This window comes from Enterococcus sp. DIV0421, from assembly GCF_051713745.1.
Lineage (GTDB): Bacteria > Bacillota > Bacilli > Lactobacillales > Enterococcaceae > Enterococcus_D > Enterococcus_D casseliflavus.
Genome location: NZ_JBIOQM010000001.1, coordinates 1,160,717 through 1,177,569, shown reverse-complemented (window position 1 = coordinate 1,177,569; position 16,853 = coordinate 1,160,717). Strand labels below are relative to the sequence as shown.

Sequence of the window (16,853 nt, the reverse complement as noted above, 5' to 3'; positions counted from 1 at the left end):
AAAGAATGCGGGCAGTGATCCAGCGAGTCAGTCAAGCAAGTGTGTCGATTGAGGAGAATATCGTCGGTGCGATCCAACAAGGGTTTATGGTTTTATTGGGGATCACCCATGAGGATACAGGCGACGATGTGGCTTATCTCGTAAGAAAAATCAAAAATCTGCGGGTTTTTGAAGACGAAGAAGGTAAAATGAATCGGTCACTGGAAAGTATAAATGGCGCCGTCTTGAGTATTTCACAGTTCACCCTCTATGGGGAGACCAAGAAAGGCAATCGTCCCAGCTTCATTCAAGCGGCACCGCCAAGTATTGCGATCCCGCTTTACGAAGCTTTTAATGAAGGCTTAAAAGCAGAAGGGATCACTGTTGCTACTGGAAAATTTGGTGCAGATATGCAAGTCGCCTTGGTCAATGATGGCCCGGTGACGATTGTAATCGATACGAAAGAAAAATAAGTGATACAAAACGAAGGATTTTCTCGCTGGGAAAGAGTGAGAGAATTCCTTCGTTTTTTTATACTCTCGAAAGCGCCAAGCATTTTTGATGGAATCCAAGTAAAATTTAAGTTGAAATCGGGAAATCTTACAAAACTGTTAGCAAAAATCCCATTCTTTTATTTGTTATTTAACATCTTTTTCTTGTTCTTTTATAAGGGTTTTTAAATGGAAATATCGTTTGTACTCGTTTTTTAATATTTAAAATTCGAAAAACGACCCTTTATTGCGATTGTTCTTGAGGGAGAAGTATGGAATAATTGTTAAAAAATAATGTCACTGGAGGAAAAAACAATGAACTTTTGGCAGCGTGCATTAAAAAGTATCACCAGAAGAAAAGGGAAATCATTTATTTTATTTTTAGTTCTATTTATTCTAGGCAATGTGATCGCTGGTGCTGTAGCAATTCAACAATCCACTGCCAACGTGGAGCGAGAGACGAAACGCAAAATGGGGAACGTAGCTACGGTGGAAATGGATTGGGAAGGTTTTGAAAAAGAGCATGCAGATGCTTCGGACGAAGAGCGGTCTCAAGAAGATTTTTATCCGAAACCACCAGCGCTGGATGTTTATGAGCAAATCGGTCAGTTAAGCTATGTGAAATATTTTGATTACCAAAATCAAGCTTGGTTAGAAACAACAAAATTGAAAGCCTATACGCCGGAGGATGGCTCGGTCGGCATGGGTGGCAACTATTTCTCTTTGAAGGGCGGAAATTTGGTTGAGCCATTAGACATGCAAGAAGGCTTGATTCGCTTGGAGGAAGGCGAGGGATTGACAGAAAAAGATGTCAGTGAGTTGACGAACGCTGTATTGATCAGTAAAGAGATCGCAGAATTGAATAACCTGAGTGTCGGTGATCAATTGGTGTGGGATACTCGGGCAGAAGTGATGATGGAAGGTGGTTCAAGCGAGGGAGTGAGTGACGATAGTGAGGATGCGACGGACGAAACAGCTGAAAGTGGCAATCGTGTCGCAACCTTTGATTATCCCGTGACCATTGCAGGAATCTTTTCTGTCGTTAAAAAGGATCAAAGCAATCAAGGCAGTTCATCAGATCAAAGCAATTCTCAAAATAGTGATCAGATATGGCAAGTGATGGATCAAATCAACACCTTTTATGCTAGCAATAATTTAGTACAAGATTTTAACAAATTGCAGTCTGAAAAGCTTTGGGGTCAAGAAGTGATCGAAGAAGAGTCAGACGCCTATTATCAACCGATCTTTGTCCTAAATTCAACGGATGACGTCGAAGCCTTTAAACAAGAAGCCGGTGCGTTATTGCCCCAATATTACCGCGTCGTTGCCAATACGGATCAATACGAGCAGATCGCCGGTGGTTTTACTCGTTTAGGAGTGATCGCAAATTACATCGTGATCATTGCATCGATCGCTACCATCTTTATCATTTCCTTAGTGGTCTTGCTTTTCTTACGAGATCGGAAACAAGAATTAGGCATCTATCTCTCCTTGGGGGAAAGCCGTGGGAAAGTCATTGGTCAGATCGTGATTGAAGTCTTGCTTGTTAGTTTAGCCGCACTGCTATTGTCCTTAGTGACCGGGAACTTATTAGGTGGGGCCGTTTCAAATACTTTGATGCAAAACGATTGGATGAGCAATCAAAATGAGATGGGCGGTGTTTATTCTGGCGGTTTGATGGCAGCTAATATTGATTACATGGATATCAAGAATGCCTATCAAGTGTCCTTCTCAGCCGGCTACATCATCACGTATCTGGCGTTAGGTCTAGGAACTGTCTTACTCTCAGCGATTTTACCGCTACTGTATATTTTACGCTTGAATCCAAAGAAAATCATGATGTAGGAGGAACCAACGATGACTTTATTAGAAACGAAAGCAGTCGATTACTATTACCAAGACGGCGATCAGCGCCGCTATATACTGAAAGAGACCTCTGTTTCTTTTGAAAAAGGGACTTTCTATGCCATCTTAGGACAATCTGGTTCGGGAAAAACGACGTTTTTGTCCTTGATCAGTGCGTTGGATAGTCCGAAAAGCGGTCAAGTACTTTATGAAGGCACCGATATCGAAAAAATCGGGCATGAGAATTATCGCCGCGACGACATCAGTATCATTTTCCAAAGCTATAATCTGATTCCCTATTTGAGTGCAGTCGAAAATGTCTTAGTGCCGATGGCGATTACGAAAAATCAGCTGCCAGACAATCAACGAGAAGTGGCGTACAATTTGCTGGATTATATAGGCATCACTAAAGAAAAAGCCGATCGTCTCGTCAATCAATTATCTGGTGGGGAACAACAACGGGTAGCGATCGCCCGGGCGTTAGCCACCAATGTCGATATCATTTTAGCGGACGAACCAACCGGGAATTTGGATGAAGAAATGGAACAAGAAATCATCGATATCTTTAAAGAGCTGGCACACGTCCACAACAAATGTGTGATCGTCGTGACCCACGCCAACGAGATCGCTCAACAAGCGGATGAAGTCTTGTATTTACGTAAAGGTGTGTTGAGCAAACATGAGTGATTTTTTATCAAATTTTAGCCCGGACAACTATGATGGCAAAAAGAAACCCACGCCCGATCGCGAGAAAAAAACCAGCGAACCTGTCGTAGATCAAAACGCAAGTGGCGCGGAGCAAGCGGGCAAACCAGCAGAGCCGACGACGGTTCACCAATCAGAAGAGTCGAGCGCTAGTGAGCCACTGAGTCGTTCGGCAGCCCGTCAACAAACACAGACGACTGAAGCAAAAGCGGCGAGTTCTTCGACGGAGAAGGTAGCATCAAAGGAACCAGTCAGCCGGTTTGGGAAAGAAGAAACGGAATTTGATCCGACCTACAAAAAGCGTAAGCAGAAAAAAATCTTGCTGATTGCCCTACTGACCGCCTTGGCGGTTGCCGTGATCGGGATCGTCTACTATCAAATGACCCATGTGAAGGTGCCAGATTTCACTGCCCAAGATCTGTCAGAAGCGCGGACGTGGGGCATGGAAGAAGGCGTCGCTATCAAAGTAGAGCAAGAATATGATTTTGACAAAGACGTCAACCAAGTGATTGACCAAAGTGTTGATCCTGACAAAAAGATCAAGAAGGGTGCCACATTGACACTGACGGCGAGTCTCGGGCCTGATCCTGAAGAACGCTTAGAGCTGCCAGATTTTTCAGCGATGCAAGTGACCGAAGCAAAAGAATGGATCGCCAGCAATAAAGCCGAGAACCTCTCTTTGATCGAACAATTTGACGACAACGTAGCAGCAGAAGCCTTTATTAAACAAGAGGCGGCCAACAAAGAGCTTGATTTGGCGGAATACAAACGCAAAGACCGTTTGAGTGTCTATTATTCAAAAGGGAAAGAGGTCTTTGAAAAGAATATTGAAGTACCTGATTTTACGGGCAAAGCCAAGAGTGAAGCTTCTGAATGGGCGAAAAAGAATGACTTGAAATACAAAGAAGAAACCGTCTTTTCTGACAGTGTCGCCCTGGATCTGGTGGTTTCACAAGAACCAGTCAAAGGCAGCAAACTCGCGAAAAAAGATGAATTTGTGGTGAAGGTCTCAAAAGGCCAAGCATTGACCGTTCCAGATTTTTCACAATACACGATCGAAGAAGCCCAAGGACTAGAATCGAAAATCCCGCTGCAAGTCAGCACAGTCTATTCCGATCAAGTGGCGTATGGTAGTTTCTTGAGCCAGTCGGAAGAAGCAGGCAAAGAATACAGCGAAAGCGATACTTTGCCAACCGTCAAAGTCGTCTACTCATTAGGCCGACCATATTTAAAAGACATCCGTTTTCAAGCAACGGAAGGCGACTTGCCAAAACTATTCTTTGATGAATACAAATCAAAAGGCGCCAACGTCTATTATGAAATCTACTATGTCGATTCGGCGGAACCAAAAGGAACCGTTGTTGAAATGAGCCGCTACGGCGAGTTTATTCCCCTAGAAACGTGGATCACCATCGGGATCAGCCGCGGCAATCTGCAAGGCAGTACCCAAACACCGCCGGCAGATGATGGCGGTGACGATGTCGATGAACCGATCAGTACCGCTGGTTCAAACGCTACCGAATAATCCTTACTAAGTGCTTTTTCAAACCGCATCAAAAAAGCAAGCACCCTTCTTTTTGGAAGGGTGCTTTTTACTTACTAATTGTAAAAAAACACAAGCGAGCCGCTTGAAATCGCTGGGTCGATAAAGTAAACTTGATGGTAACGATAAAAAATGGCTCCGCAGTGCCATCTATAGAAGGGACGAAACAAATGATAAAAAAATTACTCGCGAATGTTGGCAGCTATAAGAAGGACAGCTTGCTGACCCCTGTGTATGTAGCAGGAGAGGTTGCCTTAGATGTCATTATGCCCCTGATCATGGCCATGATGATCGACCAAGGGATCGAAAAAGGAGACGCCGGTGTGATTCTAAGAGATGGCGGCTTGCTTTTTTTATGTTCCTTGATCGCATTACTTTTAGGAACGCTTGGCGGACGAACGGCAGCGATCGCTTCGGCTGGTTTTGCCCGCAACCTGCGGCACAATCTGTTTCGCCGAATCCAAGATTTTTCCTTTTCAAACATTGACCGCTTTTCTTCCTCCAGTTTGATCACCCGCTTGACCACTGACGTGACCAACGTCCAAAATGCTTACCAAATGATTATTCGTATTCTGGTCCGTAGTCCGTTAGTTCTGATTTTTTCACTTGCAATGGTTAGCACCATCAGTCCAGAACTTATGACGATCTATCTGGTTGTTTTACCGATCTTAGCGATTGGCCTGGCTTTAGTTATACGTTTTGCCCACCCGCTGTTTCTAAAAGTATTCCGCATTTATGACCGCCTGAATAATGTGGTGCAAGAAAATTTACAAGGGGTTCGCGTCGTGAAATCGTATGTTCGGGAAGAACAGCAAGAAGAACTGTTTGGCGAAGTGTCCACCGATGTTTATCGGAATTTCACGCTTGCGCAACGAATCGTCTCTTTCAACATGCCATTGATGCAATTTTCTGTCTATACGTGTATGCTGCTCCTGTCATGGTTTGGTGCTCAGCTGATCGTGGAACAAAGCAGCCTGACCACTGGGGAGTTAGTCAGCATGTTCAACTACACGATGCAGATTTTGATGAGCTTGATGATGATGTCGATGGCTTTCGTGCAGATTTTGATCGCACGAACGTCTGCCGAACGGGTCGTAGAAGTATTAGATGAAGAAAGTGACTTGAAAAATCCCTCCGATCCAGTCAAAGAGATCAAAGACGGCTCCATCGTTTTTGAGAATGTCGGCTTTAGTTACGCCAATGACAAAAACAAGCTGGCGCTGACGGATGCAAATCTGCGTATCGAATCCGGGGAAGTCATTGGAGTCATTGGCGGGACCGGGAGCGGAAAATCCACCCTCGTCCAGCTGATCCCGCACTTATATGATGTGATTGAAGGGCGTGTCATCGTCGGCGGTCATGATGTTCGCGACTATGATTTAGAAGCATTGCGGGACCAAGTAAGTATGGTCTTGCAAAACAATGTCCTTTTCAGCGGCACCATCAACGACAATTTACGTTGGGGCAATGAAGAAGCGTCGGATGAAGAGATCCAGCGCGTGGCAACGATCGCACAAGCCGATCCCTTCATTCAAGAATTTCCTGATAAATATGAAACGCAGATCTCACAAGGAGGAAACAATGTTTCTGGTGGACAAAAACAACGGTTGACGATTGCTCGTGCCTTGTTGAAGAAACCGAAAATCTTGATCCTCGATGATTCTACCAGTGCCGTCGATACCAAAACCGACCGCAGTATTCGTGAAGGCTTGAAACGAGAAATCCCTGGAACGACGACGATCATTATTTCCCAACGGATCAATTCGATTGAAGACGCCGATCGGATCATCGTAATGGATGATGGCAAAATCAACGGCATCGGTACCCATGAAGAATTATTGGCAAACAATGCCATCTATCAAGAAGTGTACCATTCGCAGCAGAAAGGATTTGGTGAAGGTGAAGAATAGACAAGCAGCAAATCCCAAGCGCACATTGAAACGCTTATTGCGGACGATGTTTGGCGACTACAAAGGACAACTCCTATTCGTCGTTGTTATGATCTTATTAAGTGCCTTTGCCAACGTTCGCGGTTCGTTGTTTTTACAAGTCGTGATCGACGATCATATCACACCGCTTTTAGGGCAAGCCAATCCTGATTTTGGCGGTTTGTTTCGGGCGATCGTTCAAATGGCGATCATCTACCTGATTGGGATCTTGGCCGCACTGATCTATAACTTTATGATGGTCAAGATCAGTGAGGGGACGCAGAAAAAAATCCGTGACCAAATGTTTACGCATATGCAGTCTCTACCCGTCGGTTACTTTGATGCCCGCTCAGATGGCGACATCATGAGTCACTTTACCAACGATACGGATACGTTGCGCCAAATGATCTCCCAAAGTATTCCAAACTTGATGATGGCGGCGGTAACCTTTTGTTCTGTCTTTATCGCTATGTTCTCCATCAGTGTCCCATTGACTTTGTTCGTGATGCTGTCGATTATTTTGATGCTGAATGTGATCCGTATCATTTCTCGCCGCAGCGGCCGCTTCTTTGGCGCACAGCAACGAGATTTAGGCGCTGTCAACGGGTATATCGAAGAAATGATGCACGGGCAAAAAGTCGTCAAGATCTTCAATCATGAAAAAATCGTCATGGAAGAATTTGATGCCTTAAATGACCAACTACAAGAAAGTGCCACTAAAGCCAATGTCAATGCCAATACCTTGATGCCGATCATGATGAACTTACTGAATGTCCAATATGTCTTGATCGCCATCATTGGGGGCCTGTTTGCCATCAATGGTGTTTCTGGCCTAACGGTCGGGATGATCGCTTCTTTCTTGCAGCTGAGCCGTTCATTAAATGGTCCTATCAGCCAGGTGTCACAACAAATCAATTTTGTGATCATGGCGTTAGCTGGTGCCGAGCGGATCTTCCATCTATTAGATGAAACGCCAGAAATCGATCATGGCTACGTCACACTGGTCAATGCCAAATGGTCGCAAGGTCAGCTAGTTGAAACCAAAGAACGAACAGGCACGTGGGCGTGGAAACATCCCCACGAGGATGGGACCATTACCTATACGGAAGTGACGGGAGACGTGCGATTTGAAGATGTTGATTTCGGCTATGTCGACAATCAACTGGTCTTACATGATATCAATCTGTATGCAGAGCCTGGGCAAAAAGTTGCTTTTGTTGGTGCCACAGGTGCTGGTAAGACAACGATCACCAATTTGATCAATCGGTTCTACAACATCCAAGACGGGAAGATTCGTTATGATGGCATCAATATTGAAAAAATCCATCTTGAATCCCTGCGCCGCTCCTTAGGGATCGTGTTGCAAGACACCCATTTGTTTACTGGAACGATTCGCGAGAATATTCGCTTCGGAAAACTGGATGCTAGTGATGAAGAAGTGCTGGCAGCTGCGAAATTAGCCAATGCCGACATGTTTATCAACCACTTGCCAGAAAAATACGACACCGTGATCACGGGCGATGGCGAAGGGCTTTCCCAAGGGCAACGTCAGCTGTTGGCAATTGCGCGGGCAGCGATCGCTGATCCGCCAGTGATGATCTTAGACGAAGCCACCTCAAGCATCGATACCCGTACAGAGCGGATCGTCCAATCAGGGATGGACCGTTTGATGTCTGGACGGACCGTGTTTGTGATTGCTCATCGATTGTCTACGATCCAAAACTCCGATGCCATCATGGTGATGGATCATGGCCGTATCATTGAGCGGGGGACTCATGAAACGCTATTGGCGGAAAAAGGCACCTATTATCAGCTCTATACTGGAAAAATCGAATTGGATTGATCCTGCCATGGCTACGGCTTGAAGCTGCAGCGACTGGCGATCTACCTATTTTTCCCTTGTTTGCAACGACCGATTGGCAGTAAGCCAGTCGGTTTTTTTGCGCAGCTCGAAAAAATGGTATACTGTCACTGAGACAGCCGCACAACGGCGGCAGCACGTCAGCAGTTGTGCTGCGAAAAATGGATTCCATGAGGTGAAAACATGAAACTAGCATTGGCAAAGATCGTTTTAGATGATGAGTGGTATGAAGTGGTCCAATCGGAAAAAGGGTTAGTTTATTTTGGTCGGCAGCAGGATCATCATGAATTACTCAAGTTCTTTCCATTGGCTGAAATCAGTAGTACAGCTGACCTTGATCCAGTAATTGAAGCGCAGCTGCAAGCGTATTTTACAGGGGAACCAGTGACATTTACTTTTGCGTTTGATTTTGTCGGGACACCGTTTCAACAAACCGTTTGGCAAGCACTGACCCAAATTCCTTATGGGCAAACCACTACGTATAGTGACTTGGCGCTACGCATTCAACGACCGACTGCTGTCCGCGCTGTCGCAAATGCAGTGGGGCGTAACCCGATGATGATCGTGGTTCCTTGTCATCGTGTGTTAGGAAAAAACGGTCGCTTGACTGGGTACAGGGGCGGGTTAGCAACCAAACGCCGACTACTGCAACTGGAAGGGATTCCGTTTAAAGAGTAAGGGAAGCAAACTATTTATAGTAAAAAATACTAAAAAGCAATTTCATTTCCTTTTTTCTCTGGTATAATAAAATTGATTCCGGTTACAAGAAGGGGTGGAGGAAATGAACATCGTTGATTTGCAAAATGGTTCTGATATTCGAGGAATTGCGATCGCAACAGAAAAAGAGCAGGTGACACTGACAGAGCAAGCGGTTCGGCAAGTTGCTTCGGGCTTGCGCAACTGGTTGGCAACAAAGGGCAGCGGTCCTTTTCGCATGGCAGTCGGTCGTGACAGTCGCTTGAGTGGCGAAGCACTGCAAGAAGTGTTGATGGCACAGCTGCAGCAAGAAGGCGTGGCAGTGATCGATTGCGGCTTGGCAACGACACCTGCCATGTTTATGAGTACACAGTTTGCGGATTTCGACTGTGATGCTGGTGTGATGCTGACAGCGAGTCATTTGCCTTATTATTTTAATGGAATAAAAATTTTCAGCCGCCAAGGCGGTGCCGAAAAAACGGATATCCACTATATTTTGACCCACACTACCGTTCATGAGGCAGCGGAAAAAGGAAGCTATCAGCAAAAAGACCTGCTGACGCCTTATGCCCAAGATCTACTGCAAAAAATTCGCCAAGGGATGGGAACCAATGAGGAAAAACCTTTGGCTGGATTAAAGATCATTGTTGATGCAGGCAATGGCGCCGGCGGCTTTTTTGCTGAAAAAGTGTTGCTGCCGCTAGGGGCAGATACGAATGGCTCGCAATTTTTAGAACCGGATGGGCATTTTCCCAATCATATCCCGAATCCAGACAATAAAGAGGCAATGGCAAGTATCCGTGAAGCCGTCTTGCGAGAACAAGCCGATCTAGGCATTATTTTCGATACCGATGTCGACCGCTCGGCCGTCGTGACCAAAAGCGGTGAGCCCTTGAACCGCAACAATATGATCGCTGTATTAAGCAAGATCATCTTAGCGGAACACCCTGGCACACGTATCGTCACCAATTCGCCAACCTCCAATCATTTAAAAACCTTTATCGAAGCACTGGGAGGGCAGCAAGTACGCTATATTTCTGGCTACCGCAATGTGATCAACAAAGCGATCGAATTGAATGAAGCAGGACTGGACACACAGTTAGCCATCGAAACCAGCGGGCATGCCGCGTTTAAAGAAAATTTCTTTTTAGATGACGGGGCGTACGTGATCGCCAAGCTCTTGATGATGCTGCCTCAATTGCAACAGCAAGGCACGACACTGGATGAGCTGATCGCGGCGTTGCAACAACCCGCCGAGACCCAAGAATTGCGCTTTGCGATCCAACAAGCTGACTATCAAGTCTATGGTCGCCAAGGAATCGCGGATTTAGCCGATCATTTGCTGCCAGGCTGGCAGATCGATCCAGAAAATGAGGAAGGCATTCGCATCAACTTGACAGCGCCCTATGGCCAAGGCTGGTTCTTGCTGCGAATGAGCCTGCACGAACCACTGCTGGTGCTGCAGATCGAAAATGATGAAGCGGGTCATCTACCGGCAGTCGTTCAAGCGATCGGTCGCTTCCTATCGCAGTATGAAGCCATCGATCAAAGCAAACTGACACAGTTTTTAGCACAGCAACCAAAAATTTGAAGAAAAGTAGGGAACTAAAATGGTGATCTTGATGCTGCTGATCATGGCAGTGACGTATGGTGTGAATTTTTTCTTGTTTCGTTACTTGAACAAACGACCAAAAATCGATGTCGTTGAACGGTTATCGATGTTATTAGGTGTCAACATGAGTGTGCTTTTTTTCGATGGGATCTTATTGTTTATCGGTAAATTACTGATCGAGACGGTAGAGATCATCGAATAACCCAATAGACATTTTTGCTTTGCCTCGCCACTGGCCTCTACCGTCAGTGGCGAGGTTTTTTAGGGTTTGCTAAAAACGGCGATTAATGTTCGCATTCGTTTTTGATATTTGATAAAGTAAAGAGGAGAAAATTACACAAAGTGAGGGAATTCACGGATATGGCAAAAATAATGGTAGTAGAAGATGAAGCGGTGATTCGCCAACTGATTATCGAAGAACTAGAAAAATGGCAGTTTGAGACCTTTGGCACGACGGATTTCCATCAAGTGTTGACTGACTTTGAAGAACAAGAGCCCCAACTGATTTTACTGGATATCAACTTGCCGGTTTTTGATGGCTACTATTGGTGTCAAAAAATCCGCGAAGCTTCCAAAGTACCAATCATTTTTATTTCTAGCCGCAATACCAATATGGATATGATCATGGCCATGAATATGGGAGCGGACGATTTTGTGACAAAACCTTTTGAGATCGACGTTCTGATTGCAAAAATCAATGCGCTGCTGCGCCGTTCCTACAACTATGTAGAAAGCAGCAGTGAAACGTTAGTGCATAACGGTTTGACCCTCAATATCGACAACAGCAGCATGTATATCAATGGCGAAAGCATCGATCTTAGCAAAAACGAATACCGCCTGCTGTATATTTTGATGAAAAATCACGGCAAGATTTTAAGTCGGGAAAAACTCTTGCGGGCCTTATGGGATGACGAGCGATTTGTAGACGACAATACCTTGACGGTCAATATCAATCGTTTGCGACGAAAAATCGAACAAGCGGGGATGAACGGCTACATTGAGACCAAGGTTGGTCAAGGGTACATCGTACCATGACAAAGTGGCGGGTTTTGCGCAGTTTTTTGAAAGATCGTTGGCTGCTGTTTATCGGTTGGCTAGTCTTTTTCGTGTTGACGGTCTTAGTTTTTTGGCTGACTCCTCATTCCCCGATGGATTGGGGCACAGTCGGCTATCTCTTTTTGATGCAAAGTGTCTTGATGGTGTTCTTTTTAGCAGTCAGCTACTTATCTAAGCGGCGTTTTTGGCAAAAAATCACCCCCAAGCCTGGAGACAGCTTGCTGCAAAACTACTTGCAAGGAGCACGCTCGGCGGAAGAAGAACGGATCGAATCCTACATCAATCAGTTGATCCGAGAGCACCAAGAATTGATGCAGCAAGTCGTCAGCAATCAAGAAGAACAAAAGGAATACATCGATTCGTGGGTCCATGAGATCAAAGTCCCTTTAGCTGCATCACGATTGCTTTTGCATTCGATCGAATTTGATATTCCCGATGAAAAATTCATCTTACTAGAAAATGAATTGAACCGCATGAACGAATACGTCGAGCAAGTCTTATACGTCGCCCGCTTAGACAGCTTTTCAAAAGATTATCTGGTCCAAGAAATTTCATTGAAAGCCGTCATCCAGCCAGTTTTACGCAGTCAGGCCAATTATTTTATCCAAAAGAACCTGCACTATGCCGTTGAAGGCGAGGATCAGCAAGTGTTGACCGATGAAAAATGGCTCGGCTTTATCTTTCGACAGCTGGTCAGCAATGCCGTGAAGTACACACCACAAAATGGGCAGCTGACGATTCGGATCGAAAAAGATGCCCAAGGGACCTATCTCCACTTGCAAGATAGTGGGATCGGCATTCCTAAAGAAGATATGCGGCGCATCTTTGATAAAGGCTTTACGGGCGAAAATGGGCGCCAAACGGACACCCACTCGACGGGATTGGGGCTCTTTTTAGCGAAAAGTTTAGCGAAGGAATTAGGCATCGAGCTAACGGCTTCGTCGACAGTTGGAAAAGGAACCACCATGACGCTGTTCTTTCCGTTGTTGAGTTATTATGAGGAAAAACGCTAATCTGCTTTTTTTCGAGTATCTTTTTGTGTTTTTTGACAAAAATCACTTGTCCCTAGAACGTTTTCACTGATACACTAAAGCCTGTGTTTAAAATTGAATGGTAAGGATGAATGAAATGGAGATACTCGTTGCATTAGTACCAATGTTTGCGTGGGGCAGCATTGGTTTAGTAAGTGCCAAACTTGGCGGGGATGCGAACCAGCAAACGCTAGGAATGACGATTGGTGCCTTTTTCTTTTCGCTGGTCGTATTTTTTGTGACGATGCCAGTGATTGATGGAAAGGTGATTTTGATCGGTCTTTTGTCTGGTCTTTTTTGGTCCGTCGGTCAAAACGGTCAATTCCATGGCATGAAATATCTAGGTGTGTCTGTTGGACTGCCGCTTTCAACCGGCATGCAGCTGATTTTAAATACAGTCGCAGGTGCATTGTTTTTTGCAGAATGGACACAGACCCGCGATTATGCACTAGGTGTTAGCGCATTGATCTTGTTGGTGATCGGGGCGTATCTGACCGCTCGTCAAGATGGCGAAAGTCCGGTAGAAGCTGGTAGCAAGATGCTTGATTTTCCTAAAGGATTTCGGGCATTGATCTCATCAACGATCGGTTACGGCGCCTATACGATTTTGATTACTTGGGCAGGATTGGACCCCTTGGCGATCATTTTGCCACAAAGTGTCGGGATGCTGATCGGTGCCAGCCTATTTGCTTTAAGGAAGACGAAGGTCGACCGTTTTGTAGGGAAAAATACTTTGTCAGGGTTGTTATGGGGCATCGGAAATGTCTGCATGCTGATCACGGTTCAGCAAGTCGGACTCGCGGTGGGCTTCTCATTGTCGCAGATGGGGATCATCATTTCAACGCTAGGCGGGATTTTTATTCTCGGCGAAAAGAAAACCAAGAAAGAACTGCGTTATGTGGTGATTGGTTGTCTGCTGGTGATTATCGGTGGTGTTTTGCTGGGGTATATGAAAGCAACATAAACTTATATTTTTGAGGAGGAGTTATGGATTTATTTCGAAAAAAAGTCATACAACGGGAAAGTGTGACGAATTTAAAAAAAGAGTTGAAGTTAAAAGATTTGATTATGTTGGGGATCGGCGCCATTATCGGCACAGGTATCTTTGTTGTTACAGGGACTGCTTCTGCTGAGTATGCCGGACCGGCATTGATTCTTTCCTTTGTTGTAGCTGGTATCGTTGTTGTGTTATCAGGGCTTTCTTTTGCGGAATTTGCTTCTCGGATCCCTGTTTTAGGGGGCGCCTATTCGTATCTGTATGTCGTTTTTGGTGAGTTTACCGCGTGGCTGGCAGGCTGGTTTTTGATTTGCGAGTTCTTATTGGCCGTTTCTTCGGTGGCATCTGGCTGGTCAGGCTATGTGCAAGGCTTCTTGGCCAGTGCGGATATCCATTTACCAACCGCTTTGACGGGCGGTTATGATCCAAGCAAGGGGACCTACATTGATCTGATTGCTGGTTTAGTCATTATTTTTGTAACCTTATGGGTCAGCCAAGAAGCGAAAAAAGCGTTGCGTTTGAATAATGCCATGGTATGGGTGAAATTCGGCGTGATCCTCTTGTTTATCGTCTTTGGTGCCTTTTTCGTGGAACCAGACAACTGGCAGCCCTTTATGCCCTTTGGTTTTTCAGGCGTCTTTAATGGTGCAGCGTTAGTCTTCTTTGCTTTTCTTGGCTTTGATGCCGTCGCAATGGCGGCGGAAGAAGTTGAAGATGCAAAGAAAAATGTCCCTCGGGGGATCATTGGTTCCATTGCGATCGCAACAGTCCTTTATATCATTGTCACACTGATCATGACGGGAATCGTGCCGTTTGCTGAATTAGGAGTCAATGATCCGGTGGCTTTTGCGATGCGTTATGTCGGTCATGGAGTGGTCGGATCAATCATTTCCGTAGGGGCGATCTTGACCTTATTAACAGTGACGATCGCTATGATGTACTCCTTGGCGCGTCTGTTATATGCCATCAGTAAAGATGGGTTATTGCCAAAAGCCATGCAAGCCATCGATCCTAAGCATAAAACACCAAAGAAAGCGACCTACATCGCTGGTGTTTTTGCTTTCTTCTTTGCGGCAGCTTTCCCGGTGAATATCTTGGCAGAATTGACCAACATTGCGGCATTGTCGTATATGATCTTAATGTCCTTAGGGATCATCAAGCTGAGGAAGATGATGGGGCCACCTGCTAAAGGTGAATTTAAAGTACCTCTGGTACCTTTATTGCCTTTGTTGTCCGTTGCCAGCTGTCTCTTCTTGATGACCCGTCTAAAAACGGCGACCTGGATCGTTTTTGGGATCTCTTTAGTGATCGGAATCGCGATCTATTTTGTATATGGCTATCGTAACAGCGAATTAAATGAGAAAATCGACGAATAAGATAGCGAAAAGACAAAGACCCAGATGTGGTCTTTGTCTTTTTTTGTTAACTATAGCAAAGCCTCCCAAAGAAATCTTTGGGAGGTATGTTCTTTTGTCATTCACATTCCGATGATTGCTTGAGTCGATCATTGAAACAACAGTCTTTTTTATCAAATGTTCCCTAAGATTCTGCTTTTTTTGAAAAAATTTGCAAATGACAGATTCACTAAAGGTTCATCCAGTATGCTTTTGTTAGAGAAAAAAAGAGAGGATGTTGGCAAGTGAATTATATGAAACGAGCATGGCTGAGTGTGACGAGAAAGCGAGGGAAATCTGCGATATTGTTTGCTGTTATTCTGATATTAGGAAATGTGATCGCTGGCGCAATTGCGGTCAATCAATCGACTCAAAATGTCGAAAAGCAGATCAAAAATCAATTAGGCTCGCTGGCAACGATTGAAGTCGATCATGAAGCGATGATGGCAAATAGTGATGGCAGTGCAAGTATGGAGGAGATTCAGCCGTTGCCAGAGGAGCTGATCAAACAGATCGGTGAGCGCTCCGAGGTCAAGCAGTACGATTATTTGCGAGAAGCAACGATTGCTGTTGAAAACTTCAAACCTTATCGTTTTAGTCCTGAAGAGGACGACGACAATGTCATGATTGTCGGAGGAATATCTCCTTGGGTTTATTTAACAGGAACCAATCTCTTAAAGCCGTTGGATTTTGAAGAAGATACGGTGGATTTAACACAGGGACGCTTTTTTACTGAAGAGGAACAGCGTACCGGAAAACGTGTGGGCTTGATATCGGAAGAGATGGCTCAGGAAAACGGCTTGACCGTGGGAGACACTATGGTCTTAGATGGTCAGTTTGTCGATTATTCGTCAGGGATGGACCCTGAAAAGCAAAAAGGCAATGATTACTCCATCGAAATCGTCGGGATATTTAAAAATACCAGCTTAGAAAAAGCAAATAATCAAGGACAAGATGGCATGGCCAGCTCGTTTGCATTTGATGATCGGCCCTTCAATCGTATCTATATGCCGAATGATGCCGTGAAAACGATTGTTGAAGAGGAACGTGCGGGACAGCAAGCGGCGTTTCCAGCGACAGATTTCGGTTCTGATGATGAGTTCTTCACTCCACAATTCATTTTGAACCAACCAGAAGATGCAGAGCAATTCAAACAAGAGGTGACACCGCTCTTGCCAAATGGCTATAAGGTCAATGCCTCTACGGATGAGTATGACCGTGTGGGGACCAGCATGAATCGCTTATCACAGATTTCATCATATGTCGTAGTGATTGCGGTGATTGCTTCCTTGATTATTATCTCCTTGATCATTGTGCTGTTTACCCGCGATCGTAAATATGAGTTAGGTATCTACCTTTCGTTAGGAGAACGACGGAAATACGTGTTTGCACAGATCGTGCTCGAACTCCTGTTGATTGGTGTCAGTGCAATGTTGATCTCCTTGGTCACAGGGAATATGCTGGGCAAGATGGTTTCTGAATCTTTGTTATCCAGTAGTATGCTAGAGGCAAATCAAGCAGGGGTGGAGCAATTCTTTGTGGGTGTACCGAAAATCGATCAAGCAACGATCAACGAAGCGTTTCGCGTTCAATACACCCTGTCTTATATCATTGCCTTTTTAGCGACCGGGATCTTGACGATCTTGCTTTCGGCAGTGGTGCCGCTGTTGTATATTTTACGTTTGAATCCGAAAAAAATCATGCTGTAAGGAGCG

At 45.0% G+C, this 16,853-nt stretch carries 14 protein-coding genes; all 14 read left to right on the top strand.

The window, feature by feature from the left end; genetic code table 11:
• Window positions 1-5 precede the first annotated feature (5 nt).
• The 14 genes from dtd (at window position 6) to IGI96_RS05645 (ending at window position 16,847) form a co-directional block, all read left to right on the top strand.
• On the top strand, window positions 6-452 hold the full coding sequence (gene dtd, locus IGI96_RS05710) for a D-aminoacyl-tRNA deacylase (RefSeq protein ID WP_005227772.1): 447 nt from the start codon (window positions 6-8) through the stop codon (window positions 450-452).
• Between the two features lie 312 nt (window positions 453-764).
• Entirely contained in the window at window positions 765-2,315 is a 1,551-nt protein-coding gene (locus tag IGI96_RS05705; protein WP_086337762.1) for an ABC transporter permease, read from the top strand.
• Between the two features lie 12 nt (window positions 2,316-2,327).
• A complete protein-coding gene (locus IGI96_RS05700) occupies window positions 2,328-3,002 on the top strand; it encodes an ABC transporter ATP-binding protein (RefSeq protein ID WP_005227776.1) in 675 nt (224 codons plus the stop codon).
• Window positions 2,995-4,545: a PASTA domain-containing protein gene (locus IGI96_RS05695; protein ID WP_086337763.1), complete on the top strand. Its 1,551-nt coding sequence runs from the start codon at window positions 2,995-2,997 to the stop codon at window positions 4,543-4,545. Before IGI96_RS05700 ends, IGI96_RS05695 begins: the two co-directional genes overlap by 8 nt.
• A gap of 188 nt (window positions 4,546-4,733) precedes the next feature.
• Window positions 4,734-6,473, top strand: a complete 1,740-nt coding sequence (locus tag IGI96_RS05690; protein ID WP_438784953.1) for an ABC transporter ATP-binding protein — start codon at window positions 4,734-4,736, stop codon at window positions 6,471-6,473.
• The gene (locus IGI96_RS05685; RefSeq protein ID WP_005227782.1) at window positions 6,412-8,334 is read left to right on the top strand and encodes an ABC transporter ATP-binding protein; all 1,923 of its coding nucleotides are present in this window, start codon (window positions 6,412-6,414) and stop codon (window positions 8,332-8,334) included. Before IGI96_RS05690 ends, IGI96_RS05685 begins: the two co-directional genes overlap by 62 nt.
• Window positions 8,335-8,535: 201 nt before the next feature.
• The gene (locus tag IGI96_RS05680) at window positions 8,536-9,030 is read left to right on the top strand and encodes a methylated-DNA--[protein]-cysteine S-methyltransferase (RefSeq protein WP_086337765.1); all 495 of its coding nucleotides are present in this window, start codon (window positions 8,536-8,538) and stop codon (window positions 9,028-9,030) included.
• Window positions 9,031-9,133: 103 nt separating this feature from the next.
• On the top strand, window positions 9,134-10,639 hold the full coding sequence (locus IGI96_RS05675) for a phosphomannomutase/phosphoglucomutase (protein ID WP_438784951.1): 1,506 nt from the start codon (window positions 9,134-9,136) through the stop codon (window positions 10,637-10,639).
• Window positions 10,640-10,658: 19 nt separating this feature from the next.
• Window positions 10,659-10,862, top strand: a complete 204-nt coding sequence (locus IGI96_RS05670; RefSeq protein ID WP_005227790.1) for a hypothetical protein — start codon at window positions 10,659-10,661, stop codon at window positions 10,860-10,862.
• A 158-nt stretch (window positions 10,863-11,020) separates the two neighbouring features.
• Complete coding sequence (gene sapR, locus IGI96_RS05665) at window positions 11,021-11,695, top strand: two-component system response regulator SapR (protein ID WP_005227794.1); 675 nt, start codon at window positions 11,021-11,023, stop codon at window positions 11,693-11,695.
• On the top strand, window positions 11,692-12,729 hold the full coding sequence (gene sapS, locus IGI96_RS05660) for a two-component system sensor histidine kinase SapS (RefSeq protein ID WP_010749047.1): 1,038 nt from the start codon (window positions 11,692-11,694) through the stop codon (window positions 12,727-12,729). Before sapR ends, sapS begins: the two co-directional genes overlap by 4 nt.
• 115 nt (window positions 12,730-12,844) lie before the next feature.
• The gene (locus IGI96_RS05655; protein WP_015510464.1) at window positions 12,845-13,711 is read left to right on the top strand and encodes a GRP family sugar transporter; all 867 of its coding nucleotides are present in this window, start codon (window positions 12,845-12,847) and stop codon (window positions 13,709-13,711) included.
• Between the two features lie 23 nt (window positions 13,712-13,734).
• The gene (locus IGI96_RS05650; RefSeq protein ID WP_086337767.1) at window positions 13,735-15,120 is read left to right on the top strand and encodes an APC family permease; all 1,386 of its coding nucleotides are present in this window, start codon (window positions 13,735-13,737) and stop codon (window positions 15,118-15,120) included.
• Window positions 15,121-15,392: 272 nt separating this feature from the next.
• Window positions 15,393-16,847, top strand: coding sequence for an ABC transporter permease (locus IGI96_RS05645; protein ID WP_016609984.1), 1,455 nt, complete (start codon window positions 15,393-15,395; stop codon window positions 16,845-16,847).
• The last annotated feature ends 6 nt before the right edge of the window (window positions 16,848-16,853 follow it).

Bases quoted from the DNA above. Each gene is read 5' to 3' on its own strand.
- IGI96_RS05670 (WP_005227790.1), top strand. From the start codon at position 10,659: ATGGTGATCTTGATGCTGCTGATCATGGCAGTGACGTATGGTGTGAAT.
- sapS (WP_010749047.1), top strand. From the start codon at position 11,692: ATGACAAAGTGGCGGGTTTTGCGCAGTTTTTTGAAAGATCGTTGGCTG.
- IGI96_RS05650 (WP_086337767.1), top strand. From the start codon at position 13,735: ATGGATTTATTTCGAAAAAAAGTCATACAACGGGAAAGTGTGACGAAT.
- IGI96_RS05685 (WP_005227782.1), top strand. From the start codon at position 6,412: ATGCCATCTATCAAGAAGTGTACCATTCGCAGCAGAAAGGATTTGGTG.
- IGI96_RS05705 (WP_086337762.1), top strand. From the start codon at position 765: ATGTCACTGGAGGAAAAAACAATGAACTTTTGGCAGCGTGCATTAAAA.
- IGI96_RS05645 (WP_016609984.1), top strand. From the start codon at position 15,393: ATGAAACGAGCATGGCTGAGTGTGACGAGAAAGCGAGGGAAATCTGCG.
- IGI96_RS05655 (WP_015510464.1), top strand. From the start codon at position 12,845: ATGGAGATACTCGTTGCATTAGTACCAATGTTTGCGTGGGGCAGCATT.
- IGI96_RS05690 (WP_438784953.1), top strand. From the start codon at position 4,734: ATGATAAAAAAATTACTCGCGAATGTTGGCAGCTATAAGAAGGACAGC.
- dtd (WP_005227772.1), top strand. From the start codon at position 6: ATGCGGGCAGTGATCCAGCGAGTCAGTCAAGCAAGTGTGTCGATTGAG.
- IGI96_RS05680 (WP_086337765.1), top strand. From the start codon at position 8,536: ATGAAACTAGCATTGGCAAAGATCGTTTTAGATGATGAGTGGTATGAA.
- IGI96_RS05695 (WP_086337763.1), top strand. From the start codon at position 2,995: ATGAGTGATTTTTTATCAAATTTTAGCCCGGACAACTATGATGGCAAA.
- IGI96_RS05675 (WP_438784951.1), top strand. From the start codon at position 9,134: ATGAACATCGTTGATTTGCAAAATGGTTCTGATATTCGAGGAATTGCG.
- sapR (WP_005227794.1), top strand. From the start codon at position 11,021: ATGGCAAAAATAATGGTAGTAGAAGATGAAGCGGTGATTCGCCAACTG.
- IGI96_RS05700 (WP_005227776.1), top strand. From the start codon at position 2,328: ATGACTTTATTAGAAACGAAAGCAGTCGATTACTATTACCAAGACGGC.